The organism is Mucilaginibacter sp. P2_D11 (assembly GCF_056404435.1).
Genome location: NZ_JBFUEA010000007.1, coordinates 193446 through 219370, shown reverse-complemented (window position 1 = coordinate 219370; position 25925 = coordinate 193446). Strand labels below are relative to the sequence as shown.

Annotated in this window: 22 protein-coding genes and 1 pseudogene; 13 read left to right on the top strand and 10 right to left on the bottom strand. The window is 43.8% G+C overall.

Translation table 11 applies throughout. From position 1 onward, the window contains the following. Positions 1-1479, bottom strand: coding sequence for a toll/interleukin-1 receptor domain-containing protein (locus tag AC1DXC_RS13155; protein ID WP_477459603.1), 1479 nt, complete (start codon positions 1477-1479; stop codon positions 1-3). A 410-nt stretch (positions 1480-1889) separates the two neighbouring features. On the opposite strand from AC1DXC_RS13155, the gene AC1DXC_RS13150 reads away from it, so the two are divergent. The 8 genes from AC1DXC_RS13150 (at position 1890) to AC1DXC_RS13115 (ending at position 14264) form a co-directional block, all read left to right on the top strand. Further along, positions 1890-3725 (top strand): glycoside hydrolase family 13 protein, encoded by a 1836-nt coding sequence (locus AC1DXC_RS13150; protein WP_477459602.1) that lies wholly within the window; start codon positions 1890-1892, stop codon positions 3723-3725. Positions 3726-3978: 253 nt separating this feature from the next. Continuing rightward, positions 3979-8112, top strand: coding sequence for a hybrid sensor histidine kinase/response regulator (locus AC1DXC_RS13145; RefSeq protein WP_477459601.1), 4134 nt, complete (start codon positions 3979-3981; stop codon positions 8110-8112). Positions 8113-8702: 590 nt separating this feature from the next. Beyond that, on the top strand, positions 8703-10349 hold the full coding sequence (locus AC1DXC_RS13140) for a VPA1262 family N-terminal domain-containing protein (RefSeq protein WP_477459600.1): 1647 nt from the start codon (positions 8703-8705) through the stop codon (positions 10347-10349). Then, positions 10334-11836, top strand: coding sequence for a hypothetical protein (locus AC1DXC_RS13135; RefSeq protein ID WP_477459599.1), 1503 nt, complete (start codon positions 10334-10336; stop codon positions 11834-11836). Before AC1DXC_RS13140 ends, AC1DXC_RS13135 begins: the two co-directional genes overlap by 16 nt. A 449-nt stretch (positions 11837-12285) precedes the next feature. After that, entirely contained in the window at positions 12286-13473 is a 1188-nt protein-coding gene (locus AC1DXC_RS13130) for an MFS transporter (protein ID WP_477459598.1), read from the top strand. A gap of 231 nt (positions 13474-13704) precedes the next feature. Continuing rightward, positions 13705-13893 carry a hypothetical protein gene (locus tag AC1DXC_RS13125; protein ID WP_477459597.1) on the top strand — a complete coding sequence of 63 codons (189 nt, stop codon included), beginning with the start codon at positions 13705-13707 and terminating at the stop codon, positions 13891-13893. Positions 13894-13912: 19 nt separating this feature from the next. Further along, complete coding sequence (locus tag AC1DXC_RS13120; protein WP_477459596.1) at positions 13913-14065, top strand: hypothetical protein; 153 nt, start codon at positions 13913-13915, stop codon at positions 14063-14065. Between the two features lie 40 nt (positions 14066-14105). After that, positions 14106-14264: a hypothetical protein gene (locus AC1DXC_RS13115; RefSeq protein ID WP_477459595.1), complete on the top strand. Its 159-nt coding sequence runs from the start codon at positions 14106-14108 to the stop codon at positions 14262-14264. A gap of 70 nt (positions 14265-14334) precedes the next feature. Here the strand turns inward: AC1DXC_RS13115 and lpxB are convergent, their stop codons facing one another. Continuing rightward, complete coding sequence (gene lpxB / locus AC1DXC_RS13110; protein WP_477459594.1) at positions 14335-15450, bottom strand: lipid-A-disaccharide synthase; 1116 nt, start codon at positions 15448-15450, stop codon at positions 14335-14337. Positions 15451-15512: 62 nt separating this feature from the next. Here lpxB and AC1DXC_RS13105 point away from each other — a divergent pair, with 62 nt between their 5' ends. Beyond that, complete coding sequence (locus tag AC1DXC_RS13105; RefSeq protein ID WP_477459593.1) at positions 15513-15980, top strand: DUF7684 family protein; 468 nt, start codon at positions 15513-15515, stop codon at positions 15978-15980. Positions 15981-15984: 4 nt separating this feature from the next. On the opposite strand, the gene AC1DXC_RS13100 is transcribed toward AC1DXC_RS13105, so the two are convergent. Next, entirely contained in the window at positions 15985-16251 is a 267-nt protein-coding gene (locus AC1DXC_RS13100) for a hypothetical protein (RefSeq protein WP_477459592.1), read from the bottom strand. After that, positions 16244-17020 (bottom strand): 5'/3'-nucleotidase SurE, encoded by a 777-nt coding sequence (surE, locus tag AC1DXC_RS13095; protein WP_477459591.1) that lies wholly within the window; start codon positions 17018-17020, stop codon positions 16244-16246. Before surE ends, AC1DXC_RS13100 begins: the two co-directional genes overlap by 8 nt. A gap of 28 nt (positions 17021-17048) precedes the next feature. On the opposite strand from surE, the gene AC1DXC_RS13090 reads away from it, so the two are divergent. After that, on the top strand, positions 17049-17594 hold the full coding sequence (locus AC1DXC_RS13090; protein ID WP_477459590.1) for a Uma2 family endonuclease: 546 nt from the start codon (positions 17049-17051) through the stop codon (positions 17592-17594). Positions 17595-17691: 97 nt separating this feature from the next. On the opposite strand, the gene AC1DXC_RS13085 is transcribed toward AC1DXC_RS13090, so the two are convergent. From AC1DXC_RS13085 to AC1DXC_RS13075, 3 genes are all read right to left on the bottom strand, one after another. Beyond that, positions 17692-18840, bottom strand: coding sequence for an acyltransferase family protein (locus AC1DXC_RS13085; protein ID WP_477459589.1), 1149 nt, complete (start codon positions 18838-18840; stop codon positions 17692-17694). A gap of 33 nt (positions 18841-18873) precedes the next feature. Beyond that, positions 18874-20214 (bottom strand): hypothetical protein, encoded by a 1341-nt coding sequence (locus AC1DXC_RS13080; RefSeq protein ID WP_477459588.1) that lies wholly within the window; start codon positions 20212-20214, stop codon positions 18874-18876. Between the two features lie 139 nt (positions 20215-20353). After that, positions 20354-20539 (bottom strand): CsbD family protein, encoded by a 186-nt coding sequence (locus tag AC1DXC_RS13075; protein ID WP_477459587.1) that lies wholly within the window; start codon positions 20537-20539, stop codon positions 20354-20356. A gap of 207 nt (positions 20540-20746) precedes the next feature. On the opposite strand from AC1DXC_RS13075, the pseudogene AC1DXC_RS13070 reads away from it, so the two are divergent. Both AC1DXC_RS13070 and AC1DXC_RS13065 read left to right on the top strand, forming a co-directional pair. Next, positions 20747-20908 (top strand): annotated as a pseudogene (locus AC1DXC_RS13070) (helix-turn-helix domain-containing protein); the annotation flags it as partial. A 138-nt stretch (positions 20909-21046) separates the two neighbouring features. Then, complete coding sequence (locus AC1DXC_RS13065) at positions 21047-21481, top strand: hypothetical protein (protein ID WP_477459716.1); 435 nt, start codon at positions 21047-21049, stop codon at positions 21479-21481. 44 nt (positions 21482-21525) lie between these two features. Here AC1DXC_RS13065 and AC1DXC_RS13060 read toward each other — a convergent pair whose 3' ends face one another. The 3 genes from AC1DXC_RS13060 to acs all read right to left on the bottom strand — a co-directional run bounded on the left by AC1DXC_RS13060 (position 21526) and on the right by acs (position 24913). After that, positions 21526-21915, bottom strand: coding sequence for a VOC family protein (locus AC1DXC_RS13060; RefSeq protein ID WP_477459586.1), 390 nt, complete (start codon positions 21913-21915; stop codon positions 21526-21528). A gap of 57 nt (positions 21916-21972) precedes the next feature. Further along, positions 21973-22923: an alpha/beta fold hydrolase gene (locus tag AC1DXC_RS13055; protein ID WP_477459585.1), complete on the bottom strand. Its 951-nt coding sequence runs from the start codon at positions 22921-22923 to the stop codon at positions 21973-21975. Between the two features lie 88 nt (positions 22924-23011). Further along, positions 23012-24913, bottom strand: a complete 1902-nt coding sequence (acs, locus tag AC1DXC_RS13050) for an acetate--CoA ligase (protein WP_477459584.1) — start codon at positions 24911-24913, stop codon at positions 23012-23014. A gap of 258 nt (positions 24914-25171) precedes the next feature. On the opposite strand from acs, the gene AC1DXC_RS13045 reads away from it, so the two are divergent. Further along, complete coding sequence (locus AC1DXC_RS13045; protein ID WP_477459583.1) at positions 25172-25924, top strand: hypothetical protein; 753 nt, start codon at positions 25172-25174, stop codon at positions 25922-25924. Position 25925: the final 1 nt, after the last annotated feature.

Here is a 25925-nt window from a genome sequence, read left to right as displayed (position 1 = left end):
TTAATTTTCCTTTAATTTCGCCTTAATTGTTTTCATTAAATCCGAAAATTCGTCCTTCCTTTGCTCAACTATTTCATACTTTTTCTTTGTGTTCAAAATCACGTCGTCGTACGAAATTGAAAAGTTTTTCTTGTCACCTGCTCTTAAAATGAACTCATCAACAAACCGGTAAATTTTAACGCAGTTGTTAAACTCCATCCTTCCAAGCTTGTTGGGGTCGTTTAATAGCACCTGGCTCTTATCATACCAATATTTTTTATAGGTTTTCTCCAGCTCCTTCTTGGCTGTTTCATCTTTAATAATTCTTGAGGCATCTGCCATTAATATTATAAATACCCTTTTCTCGGGGTCGTTGTACTCAAGCACTCTTAAAGCCTCTATCATACAGTATTCCGATTTTAGATACTTATCCGTAACAACGATGATGACTGTTTTCCCGGCCCCGATAGTGTGCATAAACGAATCGATGCTATCGCCGTAACTCAGGTCATCTCTATCCCTAAACAGAGTATATAAATTCGTTTCTCCTTCTTCCTTTTTATTAAATTCCTGTTGGATCAGGTTAACGATATTTTCCCGCCTCTCATTTAACTCAACGCCTGGTTTGTTGTTATTCGCTTTATCATTCCAAGCATAAGAAATAAAAGTGCTGTAACGCCCGGTAGGGCTTGGTTTGCGAAGCTTGTCACCACATCGTTTGATGATATTGTGAATGCATTCCATCGAATTCTCCGTAGTGAAGTTCATATTGAAGGACTTCTTCATGATGACACCTACATTTTCGCTTTCGTTGATGAATGGCGTACAAATATTTTTCTTGGGTTGCAAACCAAGTTTATGGCAGATGAGCTGATAATACCAGGAATCGAATTTAAAACCCAAAAACAGGAAACTGTTGGCTGTATTTTTTACGTAATATTCGATGTTTACGGGTGTAGATTTTTCCGGTAAGAGGTCCTGGATAGATTGATATAGCTTACTGTGCGTAAATATCAAGGACTGATCCACCCCAATTACGCCAAATATATTATATATCACGGGCATCCGTTTTGTGGGAATTGGCAGTGATTTAAATTCTTTAATGGATTCCTTTGTAAAATACCCGTCCTTAAATTTTATGTTCTTAGCGTTGTAGACCTTATTTAGCGCAATATCCGGGCAAACATTAATTATTAAAGGGAATTCGATGCGCGAAATCATCTCCAATAAAACAGGGTCGCCAACCTCCTCATAAAATTCTGATACTTGCCTTACAATTTTATTTTCGTCGGTACTATCGTTAAAATAAAAAAGATTATCGCGCCCAAGGTATTTTGATTTTGGGGCACTTTTTTTGATGATTTCCCTAAAATATTTTTTATACCCTACGCCACCCTTATTAACAGATAGTTCCGGCCCTAATATCAACACGCACTGCCCCCTGGTTGATAGGATATTGTCGGTTATAGTTTTATAAAGGGATTCGATATCTTCAGACATAATATTAGCATAAGGTTTATTACACTCTTTTTATTACCAGTATATTCCGTAGTGTTGCTAAAAATACAATACGCTGACTACCAAACAATAATAAAGAGCACCCCCAAATATTAAATCAGAGTTTGTTTGATGATTAAAAAGCGTTGTTTATTATGGCCACGGCTAATAAGGAATAGTGAAATGAAGATAAATACTTTATATCAGGTATGCAATAGGTGTTTTCACGGTATTTTTGCTAATAATAATATATATTAAAATATCTTTTAACGGTATTATCACATATAGAAAACGCCCTTTTTTTAAGGTTTATTTCAACTGCATTGCCAGGCATTCGTTTGCTTGTGGAACAATTAAGTGCCTATATTTGAAACGGGCACTGCCCGGCAATTATTAACCCGCTCATGCCCGTCATGAAAAAAACCACTGTTATGCTCATCTGCCTGTTCGCCGCTTTTGCCTCAGAGGGACAAAACCCTGTAACGCCCTTTGATAAAGCGCCCGAATGGAGCAAGAGCGCCATATGGTACCAGATATTCCCCGAACGTTTCCGCAACGGCGATAGCAAAAACAACCCCAGGCCGCAGGATATCAACATCCCGCCCATGGGCCAAACTGCCCCAGAAGGATGGACGGTTAATCAATGGACCGAAGATTGGTACGGCCAGCAGGGCTGGGAATTGAACCGCAGCTTTAACGACAATATGTACTACCGCCGCTACGGTGGCGATTTGCAGGGCGTTTTAGATAAACTCGATTACCTACAAAACCTGGGCGTAACCGCCCTGTTCATGAATCCGCTGAACGATGCACCCTCGGCGCATAAATATGATGCCCGCAATTATCACCATATCGACGTAAACTTCGGGCCCGATCCGGAGGGCGACATCAAGCTCATCGCTACTGAAAACCCTGCCGACCCAGCCACCTGGAAATGGACTGCCGCCGACAAGCTGTTCCTGAAATTGGTGCGCGAGGTGCACCGCCGCGGCATGCGCATCATTATGGATTACTCCTGGAACCACACCGGCGTTATGTTTTGGGCATGGCAGGATGTGCTCAAGAACCAGTCGCACTCGGCGTATAAAGATTGGTACGAGATAAGTTCATTTGACGATGCCAACACCCCGCAAAACGAATTTGCCTACACCGGCTGGGTGGGCGTTGCCAGCCTGCCCGAGATACGCAAGGTTGATGTTAGCACCCACCGCCAAAACGGTCAGCCCTATGAGGGCAATATAAACGAAGGCGCCAAAAGGCACATCTTTGCCGTAACGCAACGCTGGTTGGCGCCTAATGGCAAGGCTACTGACGGTATCGACGGCTTCCGCCTGGACGTTGCCGACCAGATAGGCCTCGGCTTCTGGCGGGATTTCCGCAGGGAAGTGCGAAGCATAAAACCTGATGCTTATTTGGTGGGCGAGATTTGGTGGGATACCTGGCCCGATAAACTGATGGACCCGACACCCTACACCCAGGGTGACGTATTCGACGCCGTGATGTTTTACCAGGCCTACCGCCCGGCACGCTATTTCTTCGCCAAAACAGATTTCCCGCTGGATGCGGCGCAGTTCAGGAACGAGTTAGAGCACGAGTGGAACCGCCTGCCCGAGGATAAGCGCTATGCCATGATGAACGTATCGAGCACGCATGATACCCCCCGCCTGCTTACCGATTTTTATAACACCAATAAATACAAATTCCAGGCAAACCCGCGCGATAACGCCAATTACCACACCGGCAAACCCGACGCGGAAACTTACAAACGCCTGCGCCTGTACCTGGTACACTTGTTCACCAGCATAGGCGCGCCCCAAATATGGAACGGCGAGGAAATGGGCATGTGGGGCGCCGACGATCCCGACCCGCGTAAACCCCTCTGGTGGCCCGATTACCAATTCGCCGATGAAACCCGCAACAACCTGCAACCGGGCGACAAGCAATACGATAAGGTTGGCTTTAATCAGCAGCAATTCGATTGGTATAAAAAACTCATCGCCATACGCAAGGATAACCCTGTACTGGCAAATGGCAAGATAGAGTTTATAGCTGCTGAAGGCCATACCCTCATCTATAGAAGATATGACGACCAAAACGAAGTGCTGGTATTCTTCAACCTGGAGGATGGGGCAATTGCTTACCCCTTGCAGCCGGGCACGGTGTACCAAAACGTTTTAAATGATGAAACCATCAGTAGCGTATTGCGCCTTGAACCATTGAAAGCGGCCATCTTGGTAATGCGGAAATAATAAATACAAATTCGGCTATATGTAAGGCGAATACCACAATCAACTATAATCCGTAATGGAATATAAATTGCAACAAATTCGCTAAAACTCCGTATGAGTGGGTATCAGGTTAATCGAATAAAAGTTCGAGGGATTGGCATTATTACCTGCCGAAACCTATAGTATTATTTTACCGCTGTAATATTTATTTTTACTTAAACATCCGGTGGGGCAGTTAAAAAATCATTTGCAACAAAATCACTAATGCGATAAAATGAAGCAAATATTTCTTTTTATTTCGTGTTTATGCCTGCTTAACCCCGGTTTATCTTATTCGCAAACCCGCGATCTTAAATTCAAGCAACTTTCTACAAACCAAGGGCTTTCGCAAAGCCATGTAAGCGCCGTTTTGAAAGACAGCAGGGGTTTTATGTGGTTTGGCACAGAAGATGGTTTGGATAAGTATGATGGCTATAAGTTTACCCATTACAAACACAACCAAAATAACAAAACCACCATTATTGATAATTATGTTTTAGCACTAACCGAAGATAGTGCCGGTAATTTGTGGATAGGCACGGAAAGCGGGCTCGACAGGTTCGACCGTGCAACCAATACATTTATCCATTACCCAAACAACAATTTAGCACTTTCGGTTAAGTCTGTTTTTTGGGATGCGCAAAAAAGGATATGGCTGGGCACCAGTATGGGGCTGTATTTATTTAATGCGGCAAACGGTACGTTTAAGAAATTTACGCACACCAGTGAAAGCACACACCGTTTAGCCGACGATTTTATATACCAGGTTACCCAGGATAATAATGGCCTGCTTTGGATAGCAACGGATAATGGCTTGTATCAATTTAACCCGCAAAATGGCAAGTTTATCCGCTACGCACACGATCCCGCAAACAAAAACAGTATAGGCGCCAGTTGGGTAAAAGCTGTTTATAAAGATAGCAAAGGGAATATTTGGGCCGGCACGCATGGCGCCGGGCTGGCGTTGTATAACTCAAAAAACAATTCGTTTACAAATTTTAAGCACAACCCTAATAACCCCAACAGTATCAGCCATAATGATATCCTTTCGATGCTGGAAAGCAACGACGGCAAATTGTGGGTAGGGACAGAGAACGGTGGGCTTAATGTATTTGACTACCGCGCCAATAAGTTTAATGCCTACACATTTGATGCGAACGACCCATCCAGCCTTAGCAGCAACTCGGTTTATTGCCTGTATAAAGATGATGTCGGAAATACGTGGATAGGTACGTATTCGGGCGGCGTAAATTTTTCACCCCGGTTTGGCAATAAGTTCAACACCTACAGCCAAATCCCCAACAATCCCAATAGTTTATCAAATAACAACGTGCTATCCATATCGGGAGACGGCAACAGCGACAATATTTGGATAGGCACCGATGGCGGCGGTCTTAATTTATTCAACAGGAAAACAAAAACCTTTGTGCATTACCGCCAAAATAGTACCAGCGCCCGCTCTGTAAGCAACGATTACATAATGGCGATTGTGCAAATAGATGAAAACCTGATGGCGCTGGGGTACCACATTGGCGGGTTCGACTTGTTCGATAAAAGAACGGGTATTTTTAAGCATCACATGCCGCAGGCAAACAACCAGAACAGCCTCTCCCTATCGGATGTTAACAATTTGTATAAAACCCGCGATGGCAATATATGGATAGGAACCTGGAAAGGGGGGCTTAATCATTACAATGTTAAAACCGGTGTTTTTACACACTACCGCAATAAACCCGGAGATAGCACCAGCATTGCAAGCGATATCAGCAATATTATATTTGAGGATAAGCAAGGCAATATATGGGTGGGTACCGATAGCGGGCTGGAAATGCTGAATATCAAAAGCGGCCGCTTTACGCATTATAAACATGATGAAGGGAATAAGCACAGCCTATCAACCAATACTATAGAAGCTATTGCCGAGGCGGGCAACGGAGATATGTGGATTGGCACCAACGGCGGTGGTTTAAACTATTTAAACAGGCGCACCCAAACATTTACCGCATACACCGAAAACGATGGCTTACCCAACAATACGATTTATAACATTTTAAAAGACCGTAAAGGTAATTTATGGCTAAGCACCAACAAGGGGCTCTGCCGGTTCGACCCTAAAACCAAAGCAACCAGGAACTACGGTGTTTCTGACGGGTTACAGGGAGATGAGTTTAAAGGGCATTCCAGTTTTCAAACTGAGGACGGTGAAATGTTTTTTGGCGGTGTAAACGGTTTCAGCACCTTTCATCCCGATAGTTTAAAAGACAATAGCTTTATTCCACCGGTATATATTACTAATTTTGAGATATTTAACAAACCGGTTGTTGCCGGCGGCGAAAAATCGCCACTGCAGAAAGATATCAGCGAAACAAGCACTCTAAACTTATCCTACAAGCATTCTGTATTTACGTTTGAGTTTGCAGCCCTTAATTATACCTTCCCCGAAAAGAACCAATACGCTTATAAGCTGGAGAATTTTGATAAAGACTGGAATTATGTTGGCAGTAAACGCACAGCCACCTACACCAACCTCGACCCGGGGAATTACACATTTAGGGTTAAGGCCTCAAATAACGACGGTAAATGGAACGACAAAGGCACGGCTATCAGTATCTACATAAAACCTCCTTTTTGGCTTACCTGGTGGTTTAAATTAGCCGCGGGTTTACTATTTGCTTTTAGTGGGCCTGCGTTTTACTTTATTCGCACACGCGCTATTCAGAAACAGAAAACCGAACTGGAGCGGCAGGTTAAAGAGCGCACAGAGCAATTAGCGCGTGCAATAGAGGTTGAAAAGAAATTGGCACTGGAGGCAGAAGAAGCTAACAAGGCTAAAAGTATATTTTTGGCTACCATGAGCCATGAGATACGCACGCCTATGAACGGCGTGATAGGCATGGCAGCCTTACTTGGCGAAACCCCTTTGGATGACGAACAGCGGGCCTTTGCCGAATCTATACAGACCTGCGGCGAAGACCTGCTGGCGGTGATCAATGATATTTTAGATTTTTCTAAAATAGAATCGGGCAATATGGAGCTGGAAGAAAAGGATTTTAGCCTGCGTACCTGTATTGAAGAAGTTTTTGATGTATTTACGGTAAAAGCAGCGCATTTAAAGCTGGATTTGGTTTACCAGATAGATTACAATGTGCCTGCCCAAATAATTGGCGACAGTTTAAGGCTTAGGCAGGTACTCATCAATTTAATAAGCAACGCTATTAAGTTTACAAAAAAGGGAGAAATTTTTGTGAACGTGCGCTTACTTAGCATTTCGCATGATAACCAAATTGAACTGGGTTTTGATATAAAGGATACCGGCATTGGTATCCCTGCCGATAAGCTGCACCGCTTGTTCAAAGCATTTTCACAGGTAGATTCGTCAACAACACGGCAGTACGGCGGCACGGGTCTTGGCCTGGTTATAAGCGAACAATTGGTAAGGTTAATGGGCGGCCAAATTAGCGTAGAAAGCGAAATTGGCAAAGGAAGTACGTTCCGGTTTGCTATCCGCTCGCAAAAAAGCATGCTGCCCGAGCCAACCCATGAAAATTATGACATGAACGGTTTTGCCAACTTTAAAATTTTGGCTGTTGATGATAATGATACCAATTGCCGCATTTTAAAAGGCCAGTTAGAACAATGGAAATTAAACCCGGTGATTGCAAAATCGGGCGAACAGGCACTTAAAGCATTAACTGAGGCGAACGATTTTAAACTGGTAATTACTGATATGCAAATGCCCTCGATGGACGGCATACAACTGGCAACCATAATCCGCAGCGAATATCCCGAATTACCAATAATGCTGTTAAGTTCGGTAAACTATATTTTGCATAAAGATCATCCCACCCTTTTCTGCTCCATATTAACCAAGCCGGCAAAGCAGCATATTTTATTTAAACACATCGTAAAGGAACTTAGCAGGCAGGTAAATTCAACTGTGAGCGATCATCAGCAGCCCGATACGCCTAAACGGGCACTGCCGGAGAACTTTTCGGAAATGTATCCCTTAAGTATTTTGGTAGCAGAGGATAACCAGATGAACCAGAAATTGATCATGAAAATTTTGAGCAAACTGGGGTTTGAGGTCGACCTGGCTGCAGACGGCCTGGAGGCCCTGGATTTTGTGAATAAAAAAACGTACGATGTTATTTTGATGGATATACAAATGCCAAAAATGGATGGCCTGGAAGCCACGCAAATAATAAAAAAACGTTTCCCAAACCGCCCGGCTATCATCGCTATGACAGCCAACGCGCTGCCAGCCGACCTGAAGACTTGTATGGATGCAGGCATGGACGACTATATAAGCAAGCCCTTTAAATTGGACGATCTGGTTCACAAACTGCAAAAATGGGCTTCTGCGGTTTAGCGGTTGCCAGGGTTACCTATTAATGTACACAACCAGAAATGCGTTTTATTGCCACACCTGGCATGTGATGTTTGTCCCGTTTTATTTTATAGAAATGTTGGACAGATCCGGTAGAATTGGCCAGACCGGAGGACAGCATACCCAACGTTTTTTGCCCCTTGCGACAGGCTTAAATTTGCTGAAATACCTTCAAAAATCTGCGTTTTTCTGTGTTTTTTGCGTGTTTTTACGTTTTGTTATCGCTTTTTCTTTGCAAGCATAAAAAGGGCGAAATTTGCATGGAATGGCCGTTTTTGGCTAAATACGGCCTGTGCAGGCCCTGAAAAAAATTCCCGCTTTTTCCAATAAATCGTACAGTTTTAGCTATGGATTTCCAGGAAATTCCAGGGTGGTAGACGGGGAAGAGGCATCAAATGCTATGGGGAAATTATTGCCACCGACGTTATGGGTTGAGGGTAGTCTTGAATTCATGATAGGAATGTTCGTGAGGTCAGAAGCTGGATTACAAGATGTGGGCTGATTGAGGAAGGTAAGATGGCAAATGATAATAAAGTCTAATTCAAGTTATTAAAGAGCTATATTTATTCATCATGCTTTTAGATTTTAACACGCTTGTAGAAGCTGGGAATATCGGTTTTTTCAACAGTTGCGAAGTCACGCAACTGTTCTTGATAGACAAAGTCGATAAGACCGTCACCAATTTTTTTATAATTGCAGTTCTGCAAGAATCCGGTTTCACGGGTAGGAATCAACGTTTTCTAGGTGATAGGGTGCCCGTGACAAAAACTATTTCTTTGGGCATTCAACAATACCACTTAAGCATACCAGAATTAAAGACAGTTTTCGAAGAATTACATGAGTCTGGGAGATGGAACTATGAAGGCGATACAAGATTGAAGATAAAAGCAGAAAAGAAATTGCCAAAACAATATATTCTACATACCGATGGCAATTCTATCAATAAGGCTTTGAAAAACAACTTTGATGTTGGTTGCTATATCCTAGAATTCTTTGATGAAACCAAAACTGAACTTTCCTTTATTCTAGACTACAAGGAAAGAAAAAAATATGAGGCGCTTTGTGAACGCGTCAAACATATAATACCAATCGACCTCACCACTCTGCGAGACCGTGCTGGCAATGTTATTTTCCAATTCCCGATAAATTTAGTCGATATTTCATCATCATCTCTAACAGACAAAAAGGGTGTTAATATTTCCTTTGCGTGGCATCATCTTGTAAAGAATATACCTGACTGCTTGATAGAAGTGAATTCTAAACTAGATAAGAATTATATGGGGGCGGCATTGGTAGACTATGAAAAAAAAACTACGCAGATTGTTACCATTGGTAATAATGATCAGAAAACAACAATCAATTTATGGCGTAGGCAGCCAAACCTTTTGTTATTTAGTTTTCAAGGAGCTTATCTCAACGCTCTCTCCACAAATATGGGTGTTGTATTTCCGGAGCCGAGGATGTTTGAAATAGATGGAGTGATTCAAAAAGTCGAGATTGCTAGCGTCCAAAGGTTTACTGTGGGGGAAACTTCTAAAAAAATCTATAGCCGACATATTTCTAGTCGCTTATATAACGAAGAACAGGAACGGCTGGAACGATCACTAGCATTTAAACAGTATGGCATACACAACGATCAAAGGGATGAAGCACTGCGTGATTTGCGAAAGTTGATTGAAACTTATGATGAAGCTGGAGTTTACCTATGGGATCCTTATCTCCGACCCGAAGATATTTTACAAACCTTATATTTTTCAAAAACCGCTAATGTTCCACTTCTTGCAATTGGGGCACTCAACGATAGTGTGGCAAAAATATATGGTTATCTTCCACCAAAACAGTATCGGTCAAAGTTTAGACGGATATTAGATATACTTTTCGAGAAAAAAGCAGGGCCTAAGGATTACATCCAGATCTTGTTAGACGACTTTAAGAGCAAATTAGCCATTCCTACGAGTAATAATTTGGGGTTGAAGTTAGAATTCAGATGTCAGCGTCCTGGATATGGCTGGGCTTTTCATGACCGGTTTCTAATCTTTCCAGCAACAGAAGATCGTCCCGCCAAAGCGTACTCTTTAGGAACATCAGTCAATTCCTTTGGAAAAAACCATCATCATATTTTACAGGAACTGTCTCATCCGCAACGTGTAGTCGATGCATTTGAAGAATTATGGAAAGTGCTTGACAATAACAATTGTATCGTATGGAAATCACGGTAGATATATTAAATAAAGTGTCAGCCAAACAGGCACGTCCATGTGTTACTTTCCAATCTTATTTTGACAAATGGCAACAATCTAGCCCGGTAGAGATTGTAAATGGAAATCTTGATAACAGTGCGCACGAAATTTGGTCTACAATCAGAACAATTTTGGCGAAATTAGACTATCCTAAGAATAGAGACGAAGCCGAGTCTGAGCTTGCTGAAATTGTAACATTTCTCCATGCCACTTTTAAAAAAGCGTTTGAGGAAACCAACCTTCGCGACCTCCTAATTTTTCTCTGCGTTTATTCCGCCTTAACTTCACGCGTCAATTGGGGCAGCAACAACGATGTGACTATCAATTATTTTATCGAATTAAATAATATCCATCCTGATAAAATTGAAATGTTGACGGGAAAGGTATTTGACATGGTCAAGATGTTTCGGGCTCAATTATCGGCACCTCAGAACACACCGTATCATGAAAAGGAAATGTTTGATAACTATTTTGCTGGCATTGCAGATGGGAAGCTGATGAAGGTCTATAATCTAATCCAGTCTATGGAAAACGGAAGAGGTATCATGACAGGAAATCTGATTGAACAACTATATAACGTACTTTTTTCGTTAAACCCTGAACAATTCGCCAATTTACTCCGACTTAAATCTCAACCCGTCGAGTTTATTTCCGCCCTTCAATGGATGTCTAAAAAAGACCTTATTGGGCTGTCATCATATACATTTTCAAATCAATGGCTGCTATTTGAAATACTGAGGCAATTATCCGATGCACGTCAAAAAGAAGAAATTAAATATGAAATCAAGGCTGGGGCAATATTATTTGCTCAAATTTATTCGCTGTCAAAATCGTTTTATTTTCAGGTGCTCAATTATTTTAAGTCAGATTTACTTAGGAATGCCTCAATTGGGCGCCAATTATCCGGGATGTCTCGAGTAGATTTGAGTGAGGTTATCACAAATTGCTTTCATTTCAAAGCGTCGGATAGCAACACAGCCGCAAAAAATCAGCTTTTAAATCAATTTGCCAAGCGTGCAAACGCTGATCAGATTAATGTTTTTTTGAAATTGGTTTTCGATAAATGGCTTTCTTTCATGGAAAACCTTGAACATGATCAAAATTATTATATCCATGAGCTTGTACAAACTGACTATTTAGATTATATCGTCGAATTTAGGGTTCGCAACGCCGAGCAAGAGCCTTTAGACAAGGAAGTGGAAATTATTGTTCAGACTATAGCTTCCATTAATGAAAAATGGTTTATTTCCAAATCGGCTAGAAACAACTACTTCTTTGTGAAATTATCTGAACTATACATACTAAGTTGCTCTGTTCGCGAATTAGCAGTGCAGGGAATAAGCGCGGAATCCGATAAATGGAACATTTTGTTTAATAATCAGATATTTCGGAGTGTGTTTTTAAAGAATGATAATATTCAAATAATGAACCTAATCAAACAAAACTTTAATCATCTCACACGTTAAGGAGACGACGGCTTTAAAACATCAATTCGTGGATAAGAATCAATCAAATAAAACCACATTGACATTTTTTACTTCCCCGTTAATTATAATGCATTATTCAACCTAATATGCAAAATGCTGCAAAATCACCGATGCGGTCCAAATTCTTGTAAAAAAGTAAAGCCCCTGATGGGCAGGGGCCTTTACTAACCAATTATAAACCTAAATTATGAGAAGACTATTTTATGTATCAACCGACTATGTCGTTGTTGATGGTGTAAAAGTAACACTTAGTTTTGAATTACAAAGAATTTATTTGTAATTTTTTTGTCATCCTTATATCAATGTACTTTTTTCGTTATTGTATTATCAAAGATAACGCAAATTACTTGAAATATTTTCAATTTTTTATGAATTTTTGCTGACCGAATGTTAAAAATACTTTAACACCTTTGTTAATATCTTAAAAAATGGCCGTTACAACACATAAGCCCGAATTAACCACTACCACTCTCTGGGTAATGACAATTACCACCGGGCTTGTTGTGGCCAACCTGTATTATAACCAACCCTTGCTGGAAGATATGGCCCAAACCTTCAGCGTAAGCAATGGTAAGGTGGGTCAGCTATCCATGCTTACCCAACTGGGCTACGCCGCCGGCATCTTTTTCGTAATCCCGCTGGCAGATATGGTGAAGCGCAAGCGTTTAATGCTTATCGAATTTGCCTTCATCGTTTCGGCACTGCTATTAACCGCCTTTGCGCCTAACATACATATACTATTGTTATCAGGGTTTTTATTAGGCGCAGCATCGGTTATGGGTATGCTGCTGGTGCCCATGGCCGCGCATCTGGCCAGTCCGGCGGAGCGGGGCAAAAAAATCGGCTTCATCATGAGCGGCTTGTTGATAGGCATTTTGCTGTCGCGCACGCTCAGCGGTTTCGCGGGTGCTCATTTCGGCTGGCGCGTTATGTATATCATAGCGGCGGGCATTATGGTACTGATGTGGCTGCTCATCTACCTGATGCTGCCCGAGGTTGAGCCCGATTATAAAGGCAACTACCGCCAGCTGATGCAGTCGCTGGTAGATCTGGCGAAGAACGAACCCAAGCTGCGCCTGGCGGCCCTGCGTGGCGCGCTTTGTTTCGCCGCTTTCAGCGCATTTTGGACCACCCTGGTATTCATGCTCAAACAGAACTTCAACGAGGGCAGCGATGTGGCCGGTGCCTTCGGGCTAGTGGGTGCTTTCGGCGCCATCGCCGCCGGACTGATGGGCCGCCTGAGCGATAAGATGGATGCCTACAAATTATCAACCATCACTTTGGCACTCGTATTAATTTCGTTCGTCATCTTCTGGTTTTCGGCATATAGCATAGCGGGCTTAATTATCGGCGTTATTATTATGGATATGGGGGTGCAGGCTACGCACATCTCTAACCAGGCTATCATCTTCTCGCTTAACCCGGCGGCGCGCAACCGCATCAATACCGTGTACATGGTGGCCTATTTTATAGGCGGTGCCACAGGTACCTTCCTGGCTACACGTGTTTGGGGCGTTTACGGTTGGCCGGGCGTATGCGTTATCGGCATCGTGTTGTCGGCCATTGCTATCATCATACACATGGCAACGCGCAAAACCATGCAGCGGAGCGTCTGAAAACGGACACCGTACACTTTTACCGAACACTCGCTGACCACCAATTACCACACCCTGCACTAATTTTTTGTATAGCATCCGTAGGGGATCCCCTTAAAACCGTTTAAAAAGGCCCATTTTCTACGTTTTTGTACATAACGTAAAAAAAAAAAGCTGCCAGCTGCCACTTTTTTTTGGCGCTGCCGGTTTTTTGGCACAGAGTTGGAATAAGTATAATCAAACGGAGACACCATGGAAATCGATAAGAAACCAGAAGCGCCGGCAGAACAAAAGGAATGGGAAAACCCGGTAGCCCCGGAAAAACCAGCCGACCACAGAGAAGAAGAACAACTGGAAAGGCAAATGAGGGAGGCGAAGCGCAGGCACGACAACCTCGAAGAAAACCAGGACGAAGCAACAGACAACGAAACAAAAAACTAATAATTTAAAAATATTGACTATGAAAACTTCAACGAAAAATACATCGGTAAGCAAATTGGCAACCCGTTTCGACAGGGAATTGAAAGTAATCTTAATGAGTGATTTAAAAGCTATCAAGGCCGTTAGAGACCAAATGATGGCCATAAACGCCAACCGTTTAAGCATAGCCTAAGCAAAACAAACCTTGTAAACACCTTATAAAGCATCTACCTATGAAAGCCTACAAAAAACCAGCTACCAGCAAACTTTTTGCCCGTTTTGATAACGAATTGAAAAACTTATTAATGGAAGACCTGAAGGCTTTAAAGGAGAGAGGCCTATTTACCACCCGCAACAACCAGACTGCACAACAAACTTTGTCGGCCGCCTGATCTACATATATTCTTTATCTATCTAAAACAGTCCTTTGAGAAAAGTGAGGCTCGGCAGTAATGCGGAGCCTTATTTTTTTGAGGCATATTTAACGATAAGCGCAGCCGTTTTGGCCGATGCGCCGGGCGTGCCCATCCTCTCGTCGAGCAAATCGTAGTTGGCCAGCATCTGTTGGCGGTAATCGACTAGCCCTACCAGTTTATCCAGTTCGTTGGAGATGCTGTGAGATTCACAGTCCTGCTGTATCAGTTCTTTTACTACCGGCTTATCCATAATGAGGTTTACCAGCGATATGAATTTTATCTTCACCAGCATTTTGGCAATGCCAATGGTTAGCGCGTTTCCTTTGTAAACCACCACCTGCGGCACATTGAGCAGGGCGGTTTCTAAAGTGGCCGTGCCCGAGGCCACGATAGCGGCTTCGGCATTGGCCAGCAAATCGTACGTAGCATTGAAGACCACAGGGATATGCACACCGCCGATATACTGTGCATAATACTGGGCATCGAAAGTTGGCGCACCCGCAATCACGAATTGGTAATTGGTAAAGCGTTCGGCAACCTTGGCCATATCGGGCAGCAGGCGGCTAATTTCTTGCTTGCGGCTACCGGGCAACAGGGCAACGATCTTTTTGCCCGAAAGCAGCATATTATTTTTAAGGAAATCGGGGTTGGGTGTAAAGGCGGCCACGGCATCCAGCAGCGGGTTGCCTACGTAATCGATATCCATGCCCCAGGTTTTGTAAAACTCCACCTCAAACGGCAGGATGCAAAACAAGTGGTCGACAGACTTTTTTATCTTTAAAACCCGTTTCTGGTTCCAGGCCCACACTTTGGGCGAGATATAGTAGCAAACCAGCAGCCCTTTCTTTTTGGCAAACCCGGCTATCTTGAGGTTAAAGCCGGGGAAATCTATCAGTACTAAAACATCCGGCTGATAAGCCACAATATCCTTTTTGCAAAGGCTCATATTTTTGAGGATGGTGCGCAAGTTGGCTACCACTTCTACAAAGCCCATAAAGGCCATATCCTCGTAGTGCTTTACCAGGGTGCCCCCCTCGGCCTGCATCAGGTCGCCGCCGAAATAACGGAACTCCGCTTTGGGGTCTTCCGCCTTCATTGCCTTCATCAGATTCGCGCCATGCAAATCGCCGGAGGCTTCGCCAGCAACCAGGTAATATTTCATGCTGCAATGATAATAAGTAATTTATTGTTTATCGATGATTGAATAGCTATTTTAGTTTTACCATGATTGAGTTAGCAATAGTCAATAACAGAAAAATTTTTTATGAAAAATACAGTACAGAAGTTCCATGGAGTAAACATCTTCCAAGCGAAAACTGGTTGGCTTTTGTAATAGCTGCCAATCAGCCCAAAACCAAGTTATTTGAGATTTCTAATAAGTTGATTGATCAAAATGCTTGTTACGTTTGTGCAACAGGTGAGCAAGGCGAATTGTTGCATGATATTATAGACGAAGAAATTGTATACCGAAAAGTAGACCCTGATTATGAATTTGATTATTTGCCACCTTTCGATATTATGACTAGCTGGGACAATGAAATAGAGGAAGAGTTGTGGTTTGCGATCTACGTCGCTAATGATGATGTAATAAATATTGACTCTATAGTATGCTTAGACGCGAGTGAAAGCAGTGGAGAAACCCACATCAGGGAATTGCTTAGCCGCTTCAATAAAGGGTACGTCCCAGATTAATACTTCATCGGATATGTATCTTAAACAAAAAAACCACCAGCATAAAGGCAAAGGTAAACATCATTATACCCTTAGCTGTATCTTCCATATTATTCTTGAGGCAATAACGCAGCAGTACCAAATTCAGGCCCATGGCGATAAGGTAGGGTACAGCCGGCTTATCCAAAATAAAGGCATCGTTCTGCAGTATATACTCAAACACCACCCAGCTTAATACCGGAATGATACTGCCCAGCACAAAGCCAAGGCCTACGCTATTCTTATTAAACATTAAAATTCCAGGTATTTAAAACGGGGATGGCGTGGTGCGCCGTCATATCAAACTGTACGGGCACTACCGAAGCATAGTTATGTTCCAGTGCCCAAACATCGGTATCCTGGCCCTGGTCGTTATTTTGAAAAACACCGGTGAGCCAGTAATAAGGGCGTTTATAGGGGTCCATCCGCTGGTCGAATTCCTCGGCCCATTTGGCGTTGGCCTGGCGGCATATTTTAATGCCTTTTATATCGTGTGTGTTCGGGAAGTTCACGTTGAGCAGTGTGCCCACAGGCAAACCGTTCTGCAAAACCTGCAGGGCTATCTCTTTGATGAATTTTTCGCAATGCGCAAAATTGGCCTGCAAAGAGTAATCGTCCAGTGAGAAGCCTATCGAAGGGATACTTTCAATAGCCCCCTCTACCGCTGCCGACATCGTACCCGAGTACAACACGTTGATAGAATTGTTTAACCCGTGGTTGATGCCCGATACGCACAGGTCGGGCTTTTGGCCCTTGAATATTTTGGTAACGGCCAGCTTTACACAATCTACAGGCGTGCCGCTGCAACTATATATTTCGATGCCCTCGTAAAGGTCAACCTTATCTAAACGGAGCGGCTTGCCAATGGTGATAGCATGCCCCATGCCCGACTGCGGACTATCCGGCGCCACCACCACCACGCGGCCCAGTTCTTTCATCACATGCATCAGGCTTTTGATGCCCGGGGCGGTCACGCCATCATCGTTTACAACCAATATGGTGGGTTTGGAAGGTTTTGTCATCGACGGCAAAAATAACTATATTTAACTTATGCTTCGCTTCGAAAAGAAAGTTACGCTGGATGAATACATGGCAATGCCAATTGGCGCGCCATATCAGTATATAAATGGCTGCCTCATAGATTGGCCATCGCGAACCACAACGCATCAACAAGTATTGGGTAGATTAATCGCGGCGATCATGAACTTTCGCGACGAGACCGAAAATGAAGGCACTTTCATCATGGGGCCAATAGAAACTATTTTAGATGAATCTAATTCATTTCAACCCGACTTTGTTTACATCGCAGAAAGTCGCAAGGATATCATAAAGGATTACATCTACGGAGCACCTGATATAGTATTTGAAATATTATGTCCGACGAACGCCTATTATGATTTACGGCCCAAAAAGGACATCTACGAAAAATATGGCGTTAAGGAATACATTGTTGTCGACCCTTTTCAGGAAAATGCTGATTTATACGCACTGACAGATGGCAAATATTCCTTAAATCAATATGTACAAAAGAATGATTTATTAAAGTCGACTGTGCTACCCGGGTTGGTTTTGGATTTAAATGAAATCTTTCGCTAATCTTATTGAAGATTTTTATCACGCAAAGGCGCTAAGACGCACAGTTATGAGCGCACTTCTTAGCGGCTTTGCGCCTTTGCGTGAAATCAAAAAAACGCTAAACCACCCTGTTCACCCCCGGTATCCTCACCACCAACAATCCCAGCAAAAAGCTACCGATAACCGCCAGCGGCGCCACTACCAATAATTTCAAAGCAGGCTCTATGGCCCAGCTATGCAATGCCACTGAGAGGCCTATCAATATCAGTGGGTGGAAGATGTAAACTGCAAACGTGCTGCGGGAGAGCAGGCTTAAAAATTTGGATGGCCCGTTCCATTTCGTTTTGCCGATGCAAAGCAGGGCGGCCACGATGCTGAAGCCTACCAGTTGCTCCCATACGGCATACCATAAGCTTTGCCAATGCCCACCAACGTTATAATATTCTACCGGGAAACCCAATAATTGCCGCGTTACGAAAAACAATGGGAACCCGATGAACACCAAACATAAGGCAATGGCCCGCATGGTTTTGCCGGTTTTATAATCGGCGTTGGCTATCCATTTGCTGCGCGAGGCGATGAGACCCAATATAAACATGGCGATATATTGCGGAAAATGCCCCGGCTGGAAACCCAGCGGCTTCAGCACCCAGCCTACCGGGAAAACAATGCGCACGAAATAAGTTATTATACCAAGGGTGGTGGCAAAGAGCAGTATTTTTACTGCGGATGGAAAAGTTTTTAAAACATGCCTGTCATCCATAAACGTTCGGAACAAAGCGTAGGCGAGGGTAAATATCAACAGGGCAGCCACAAACCACAGCACGCCGAAGTTAATCCAGCCATCGAACCCGCCGAGGAATTGCGCATAGGTTATCTGTGGATGCGTGCCGGTATAGTTGTACACCATAAAACTGAGGAAAGGCGACAACACGCAGGAGTAAAACACCAGCGGCAGCCCCAGCCTTATCAGCCTATCGGCAAGGAATTTGGCAGGTCCTTTTTTATCGTACGATGAGGGGATAAACAATGCCGAGAGGAAAAAGAAGAAACCCATAAAAAACGCCTGGTTAACGGCAACGAAAGCCGTCATGGGTACAATTGCCCCTAGCAGGGTTGTTTTCTGGCTGTAATACCAACCACCCGGCGCGCCGTAAGTGATAAAGGCATGGTGCATGATTACCAGCACCGTCAGTACCACTTTGAGGTGGTCGATATAGCGTATTTTACTTTTGCTTTGCTCGGGCGTTATTGCAGATTCAGGCATTGGGATTGCGTTGGGTGCTGTAAAATACAAACTTTAATCTATTTTCACCTTAATGCTGTTAACCCACAATGCAGCCCTATCGGCATTACGCTGGAAATTATCCAACAGATAAGCCTTATCGGCCTTCACCATACCTTTAAATACTTGTTTGCCGTTGGCTATTACGGTTACGGGCTTTTTCAGGTCTACCATCTTTGAGCTTATCTTCAGTTCCGCTTCGGTAACGCCCGATGTTTGGAGAGTGAAAACATTATTACTGTAACTGGCTTTAACGGCGGCGCTTTTAAGGGGACTGTAGAGGTTAGACTCGCGCCATACTTTATCTCTTTCAAAAAAATACCTTTCTTTTACATCACACGGCTGGTGCCATGCCGCAGAATTTACTGTCGTATCGGCCACAATCTTTATCCAGTCTATAGAATTATAGGGGCTGTTTTGCATGGTTTCCCAGTAGAGGTTTGTCTGATAAGGGTTACGCACCAGGCGCTTCATGAATTTATCCGCAAAAGGTTCGTCTATACTGAGGTGCTTATCGTAATGCTCGTAACCTGCGTATTCCTTATAAAAGATTTGCTTGCTAAACCGCTTTATAGAATCTACAATTTGCCTGGTAACTGCTATTCGCCGCAATTGGTCCTTATCAGAATGCACTTCGTAAAGGGGCAGGTTTTGAATATTACGGATATAATAATCATGCGCGAAAAGATTATAAAACATGGTGTTATATGCAACCACACCGGCAAATTGGTCGGGCTTGTAAATGCCGAGACCAATAGCACCGTCTGCACCATCTGAATGGCCAAAACTATATACTCTGTTATCATCAATGTTCAACACCCGCTTCAGCTCGATAAGCATCCGTGCCAAAATATCATAAGACCTGTTCCATCGATAAGCTTCTCCATAATGTTGGGTCTGCCCTCCCCACGTAAACCCCTTTACTTTGTCGCCTATCGGCTGTATGATGATGTACCCCTGAGTCTTTAGTGGGTCTACCAAAATGTCTTCGTCGGTATTACCGAGAGTATCTATATCTGTAAAATGGCTGCTACCCACAGCGCCATGCAATACCAATACGCAAGCATTGGGCTTGCTGCTATCGTAGGTTGGCGGGATAAACACCCGCAAAGGAATAGCACCGATGCGTTCATCATTGTAATAAAAGAGGTAATTGATGCCTTTGGTCTTTATTTCGGGGTAACGCTGCCAGCGAGAGAGCAGCTTTGCGGCAGAATCCACATCGATTTTCGCATCGGCCTTAATGCGGTTAAGTTCGGGGGATAAATCGTTAGACGAGGGCAAGGCAGTCAGTTTTGGCTGAGCCAATGCCAAAAACGGGAAAATAAGGAACAGGAGCAGGTAGCTTTGCTTCATAAGGTGTTAATAGTTTAGTTAATCGACACCTGTTTGCGCCAAACGTTGCTTCCCGCAGGAAATAAAAAAAGCCCCGCTATGCAGGGCAATTTTATTTCGTAGTCTTAAGAATTAATCTCCAACCTCTGGCCTCTAACCACTAAAGACTATTTATCCAGTTCACCAAATCCTCACGGGTCTTGCCGGTTTTTTTCTGGATGCGGCCAAGGGTTTCATCGTCCTTGCCTTCTTCGTGGGCCAGGTCGTCGTCGGTCAGGTCGCCGTAGGCTTGTTTTATTTTTCCTTTCAGCTCGTTCCAGCCGCCCTTTATTTCTAACTTATCCATGGTATGTTTCTCCTTATTTAGATGTATAAAGAGAACAGGCGGAGAGGGATTTGGTTTGCCTGTTTACATCATATTAATGTTCAATAGTTAACGCGCTATGTTAATACAGCATCCAAAATGTCGGGTGAATGTCGGCAATAAATACGGCGGCATTTATTGTATATTGGTTGTGTTAATAATAACATTGCCTCAGAATTTTACATAACCATGCAACAACCAAGCTTAGGCAAAAAGATTGCGAAACTTAGAAAAGCCAAAGGGTTAACACAGGAAGAACTTGTCGGAAAATGTAATTTAAGCATACGTACACTGCAACGGATAGAAGCAGGGGAAGTAACGCCAAGGAGTTATACGATAAAGCTGATCTTCGCAGCCCTGGGTCAGGAAGTTTACAATTCAACGCCGGGAATGGCCGATTGGTTAGGTAAAACAACGGATACTATTCGCGATAGTATCCGGAAACTCTATAGTTACATAATTGATTTATTTAACCTAAAAACAAATGCAATGAAAAAATTAACCATTTTATCCTTCGTCTTTTTTGCATGCTGCACTTTTATTTTTTCGGCATGCCTCAGTTCAAAAAGAGCAATTACAGATCAAAAAGCTTTAATAGGCACCTGGCAAATTATGCAGAATGGTGTTGTTGACACCAACTACGCCGGGCAGCCCGGCCAGATCAGATATCAGACTATTACGGGCGACAGATTTTTAGTTACCGATATACAATACTCAAAAAAGCAGGTCAACGCAGCCTTCTCCGGGTCGTACAAGCTCGACACCCAAAATAAGACTTACTCTATATTGATAGAAGCCGTTGGCGGCCCCGGGTACGCCCAGTATATGAATGGTAAAATAGGCACCTTTAAATACCGCCTTACCGATTCGCTATTTTATATAAAAGGGAATGGCTACGACGAGGTTTGGAAAAGAGTGCAATAGAGAACAGCCCAGGGCGTAATTAGTTTTTTATTTGCAGCCGGAAATTACAACACCGATTCATCCCCCGGTTCCCAAAGTTCGATGATGTTGCCTTCGGGATCCAGGATATGCACGAATTTGCCGTAGTCATACTCCGCTATCTCGTCTACAATGGTTACGTTCTCGCTTTTCAGTTCTTCCACCAATGCAGCCAGATCCGCCACGCGGTAATTGATCATAAAAGGCTTTTCGGAAGGGTTGAAGTATTTGGTATCGCCGGGGAAGGCGCACCAGCTGGTAGATCCTTTTTTAGAGGCATCGTCCTCGTGCAGCCATTCGAAGGTGGTGCCGTATGGGCCAACTGGCAAACCGAGGTTTTTGGCGTACCAATCGCTGATGGCTTTAGGGTCGTCGCTTTTAAAAAATACGCCGCCGATGCCGGTTACTTTTTTCATAGATGTGGGTTATTTAGCTGTGTGAATCCAATTGCAATTTATGTTTTATTCCTGACCTTAGCTAGATGCCGATGCCAAAATTTCTTCTTTAACAATCCTTTCAAACTCCTCAAAACACTCCGTATGCGGAAAATGCGCAGCATCCGGGAAAGTATAGAAACGCTTTTTGGGTGCACTTAGCTTTTCGAAGTAATCTTTAGTCCCATCATAATACGTATGATGATCGTGCTCTCCATGGAAAAAATAAACCGGTATTTTGTATTCGGTTACAACCTCGTTGATATTGGTATTGATGATGTCGCCCCAAAGCTGGTTAAGGCTAAGCGAGGAGCCCTTCATGTAGTTCAGCTTATCTTTAAAAGTATATTCTTTGCAGGTGAGCAGTTTCCAGATTGCTAGTAAAAAAATGTTCTTTTGCTTCATGCTGCCGCGATATTTTGCCACCTGCCATCGTTGAAAGTTAAAGTACCTGAACCAGGCCTTCGCGCCTGCATCTCGTGCGGGTACAGTCCATTTTTCCAATTTTCGGAGCACGCTCCTGTCCTTACGGATCGTGGCCTGCTGTTTTACAAAATCATAAGATTCCAGTTCGGATAAGTACTGATCAGTCACCTGCCCTACGCTTAGGTATGCATGGAAAAGTTCGGGGTGCCGCTGCACCAGCAACGACCCTAAAAACGTACCCCATGATTGCCCGAGTACATAAATCTTTTTTTGCTTGAGCTTCCAAATGAGGAGTTCGGAAATCTCCTTAGCGCTTGAAATCATCCGTTCTACCGTTATCGCGCTCTTATCCTCAGGCTTTGTATAAGATCTGCCTGCGCCAGGTTGCTCCCAATAACAAATGGTGAATATTTTTTCCAGCGGTTTCAGGATATCGGCCACGAAACAAAAATCTGGTGTGCCCGGCCCGCCATGCAGGTACAGCAACACCGGATTATCGCGTTGGTTCTCGCCCCGGATCGAAATATATTGCTTATTGTCGGTGATGATGGGCGTGTCTGTCATAGTCCAACGTTAACTTACTGTTTTTACTATGGTAGAACTCCAATCCGTAGCTGTCTTGGTTCTTGATTTTTAATTCTTGACTCCTTCCCTACAACGCCCCAGCCTTTATTTCCTCCACCACAGCCGGATCTAACAAGGTAGAAGTATCGCCTAAGTTGCCGGTATCGCCTTCGGCTATCTTGCGCAATATCCTGCGCATAATTTTGCCCGAACGTGTTTTTGGCAGGCCGGATACAAACTGGATCTTATCGGGTTTGGCTATAGCGCCGATGATTCGTGCTACAGTCATAACGATGTCCTTACGGGTGAGTTCCTGGTCGCCGTGCTGATTAGGACATACCACAAAGGCGTAAACGCCCTGCCCTTTAATATCGTGCGGGTAACCAACCACGGCGCTTTCTACTACTGTGGCGTGCATATTAATAGCGTTCTCTACCTCGGCAGTACCAATGCGATGGCCCGATACGTTCAACACGTCATCAACGCGGCCGGTTATACGGTAATAGCCATCCTCATCGCGCAGGCAGCCGTCGCCGGTAAAATAGAGATTTTCGTAAGTGGCAAAATAGGTTGTGCGGCAGCGCTCGTGGTCGCCATAGGTGGTGCGCAGCATGCCAGGCCATGGGAATTTGATGCAAAGGTTACCGCTTACGCCGTTGCCATGTATCTCCTTGCCGTTTTCGTCAACCAGTACCGGCTGCACGCCCGGCAATGGCAGCGTTGCATAGCCCGGCTTGGTTTTGGTAACGCCGGCAATTGGCGATATCATAAAGCCACCGGTTTCAGTTTGCCACCAGGTATCTACAATAGGGCATTTACCCTGGCCTATCTTTTCATCAAACCAGTGCCATGCCTCCTCGTTTATAGGTTCGCCTACCGAGCCCAGTTTTTTCAGCGAGCTGAAATCACGACCCTTAACCACGTCATCGCCAAAGCTCATTAGCGAGCGAATAGCGGTTGGGGCAGTATATAATATATTTACCTTAAATTTCTCTACAATGTCCCACAGGCGGCCCGCGCTTGGATAAGTTGGGATGCCCTCAAACATTACCGATGTGGCACACTGGGTAAGCGGGCCGTAAGCAATATAAGAGTGACCGGTTATCCAGCCGATATCTGCCGTACAAAAATAAACCTCGCCCGGCTGGTACTGGAAAGCGTTGCTAAACGTGTAACCTGTATAAACCATGTAGCCCCCACAGGTGTGCACAACGCCCTTCGGCTTACCGGTAGAGCCCGAGGTGTAAAGGATAAACAGCATATCCTCGGCATCCATTTCTTCCGCAGGGCAATCGGGGTTACCCTGGGTCTCCACCTTTTTTATTTCATCTTCCCACCATACATCGCGGCCTTTGATCATTGATACCGGCGTGCGACTGCGGGTTAATACGATTACTTTTTTAATAGACGGGCACTGCACCAATGCATCGTCAATAATGTTCTTCAAGGGCACTTCCTTGGTACCACGGAAACCGCCATCGGCAGTGATCACGATATTGCATTCGGCATCCTTTATCCTATCGGCTATAGATTGCGCCGAAAAGCCCCCAAACACCACCGAGTGGATAGCACCTATTCTCGCACAGGCCAAAACGGCAATAGCCAGCTCGGGCACCATGGGCATATAGATACAAATGCGGTCGCCTTTTTTGGCGCCGTTGTTTTTAAGCACGTTTGCAAACTGGCAAACTTTATCGTGCAGTTGTTTATAGGTAATAATGCGGTGGTCTTCGGTTGGGTCGTTTGGTTCCCAGATGATGGCTGTAGTGTCGCCATTCTTTTCCAGGTGGCGGTCAAGGCAGTTCTCGGTAATGTTCAGTTTGGCACCTTCAAACCATTTTATTTTGGGTTCTTTAAAGTTCCATTCTAAAACTTTATCCCACTTCTTTTTCCATAAAAAATTATTGGCGATTCCTTCCCAAAACTGTTCGGGCTGTTCAACGCTCAGGCTATAGGCCTGCTGGTATTCTTCAAACGATTTAACTTGCATAGTGATGTATAATGGTGGCGTAAATTAGTAATTTTTGTGTTAAGGAGGCAATAAATTTATAGCTTTTTAAAATATTTTAAAAAGTGCTATTGTTTAGTATTAATCGATTTAGCATCGAGGCATTCGAGTGAAATTTTCTCGCAAAGGCGCGAGGACGCAAAGTTGTTGTCAATATCGTAGGCTCTCTGAATCTCTGTGCACTCTGTGTTTAAATAAAGAACAATGCGTATATTACACCATTGCATCCACACCAAATCAATGAACCTGAATCTTACATCCCTTAAATTGTTGATTATTTTCGTAGCGATGTGTTCCCTATCGTGTACGCAGCAGGTGAATAAGACTTTTTATTACGAGAAGGAAACGTCAACCGAGGTACTGAACTACAACGTAAAGCAAATATTTACCGGCGACCCGAAAGCAGATTTCGACAAAGTGGAATTTGATGGAAAAGGTAACATGCAAAAGCTTACCCGGCGTTACGTGCAAAGTAGGACCTGGGAAGATGACAGCTATACGCACATAACCGAATACATAAGCAGGTATTCCTTCGGATACGGTATCGATGGCCAGAAGATGAACGTGTTCAGACTAAAAACCTCCTACCCCTTCGGGAAAAATCTTAAACCCGAAAAGTATGCCGATACCTTAAAATTCGATATCGATAACGGCCACCTTGTTTTCCGTAGTATAAGCCCGGTGCCCTGGGTGGTGGCAACCACTAGCCAGTACCTTTACGATAAGCAAGGCAGGGTGATAAAGTACACGCTTGAGTTTACAGGCGACCACCGACAGCTGAACGAAAACGAATATAAATATGACCAATTTGGCCGGGTTATAGAAGATACCGAAACTGTAAACCATTTCCCCTGGTCGAGAACTAACACAAAATATACCCTGCACGATTTACATCACAACTGGCTTCAACGAGTCAGCTACAGGCAATTTCTGGGTCGCACAAAGCAAAAGCCAGACACTATTACCACAACGCGCATTATAACGTATTATTGAT

Coding starts and splice junctions, on each gene's coding strand:
- AC1DXC_RS13155 (WP_477459603.1), bottom strand. CDS start 1,479: ATGTCTGAAGATATCGAATCCCTTTATAAAACTATAACCGACAATATC.
- AC1DXC_RS13150 (WP_477459602.1), top strand. CDS start 1,890: ATGAAAAAAACCACTGTTATGCTCATCTGCCTGTTCGCCGCTTTTGCC.
- AC1DXC_RS13145 (WP_477459601.1), top strand. CDS start 3,979: ATGAAGCAAATATTTCTTTTTATTTCGTGTTTATGCCTGCTTAACCCC.
- AC1DXC_RS13140 (WP_477459600.1), top strand. CDS start 8,703: ATGCTTTTAGATTTTAACACGCTTGTAGAAGCTGGGAATATCGGTTTT.
- AC1DXC_RS13135 (WP_477459599.1), top strand. CDS start 10,334: ATGGAAATCACGGTAGATATATTAAATAAAGTGTCAGCCAAACAGGCA.
- AC1DXC_RS13130 (WP_477459598.1), top strand. CDS start 12,286: ATGGCCGTTACAACACATAAGCCCGAATTAACCACTACCACTCTCTGG.
- AC1DXC_RS13125 (WP_477459597.1), top strand. CDS start 13,705: ATGGAAATCGATAAGAAACCAGAAGCGCCGGCAGAACAAAAGGAATGG.
- AC1DXC_RS13120 (WP_477459596.1), top strand. CDS start 13,913: ATGAAAACTTCAACGAAAAATACATCGGTAAGCAAATTGGCAACCCGT.
- AC1DXC_RS13115 (WP_477459595.1), top strand. CDS start 14,106: ATGAAAGCCTACAAAAAACCAGCTACCAGCAAACTTTTTGCCCGTTTT.
- lpxB (WP_477459594.1), bottom strand. CDS start 15,450: ATGAAATATTACCTGGTTGCTGGCGAAGCCTCCGGCGATTTGCATGGC.
- AC1DXC_RS13105 (WP_477459593.1), top strand. CDS start 15,513: ATGATTGAGTTAGCAATAGTCAATAACAGAAAAATTTTTTATGAAAAA.
- AC1DXC_RS13100 (WP_477459592.1), bottom strand. CDS start 16,251: ATGTTTAATAAGAATAGCGTAGGCCTTGGCTTTGTGCTGGGCAGTATC.
- surE (WP_477459591.1), bottom strand. CDS start 17,020: ATGACAAAACCTTCCAAACCCACCATATTGGTTGTAAACGATGATGGC.
- AC1DXC_RS13090 (WP_477459590.1), top strand. CDS start 17,049: ATGCTTCGCTTCGAAAAGAAAGTTACGCTGGATGAATACATGGCAATG.
- AC1DXC_RS13085 (WP_477459589.1), bottom strand. CDS start 18,840: ATGCCTGAATCTGCAATAACGCCCGAGCAAAGCAAAAGTAAAATACGC.
- AC1DXC_RS13080 (WP_477459588.1), bottom strand. CDS start 20,214: ATGAAGCAAAGCTACCTGCTCCTGTTCCTTATTTTCCCGTTTTTGGCA.
- AC1DXC_RS13075 (WP_477459587.1), bottom strand. CDS start 20,539: ATGGATAAGTTAGAAATAAAGGGCGGCTGGAACGAGCTGAAAGGAAAA.
- AC1DXC_RS13065 (WP_477459716.1), top strand. CDS start 21,047: ATGAAAAAATTAACCATTTTATCCTTCGTCTTTTTTGCATGCTGCACT.
- AC1DXC_RS13060 (WP_477459586.1), bottom strand. CDS start 21,915: ATGAAAAAAGTAACCGGCATCGGCGGCGTATTTTTTAAAAGCGACGAC.
- AC1DXC_RS13055 (WP_477459585.1), bottom strand. CDS start 22,923: ATGACAGACACGCCCATCATCACCGACAATAAGCAATATATTTCGATC.
- acs (WP_477459584.1), bottom strand. CDS start 24,913: ATGCAAGTTAAATCGTTTGAAGAATACCAGCAGGCCTATAGCCTGAGC.
- AC1DXC_RS13045 (WP_477459583.1), top strand. CDS start 25,172: ATGAACCTGAATCTTACATCCCTTAAATTGTTGATTATTTTCGTAGCG.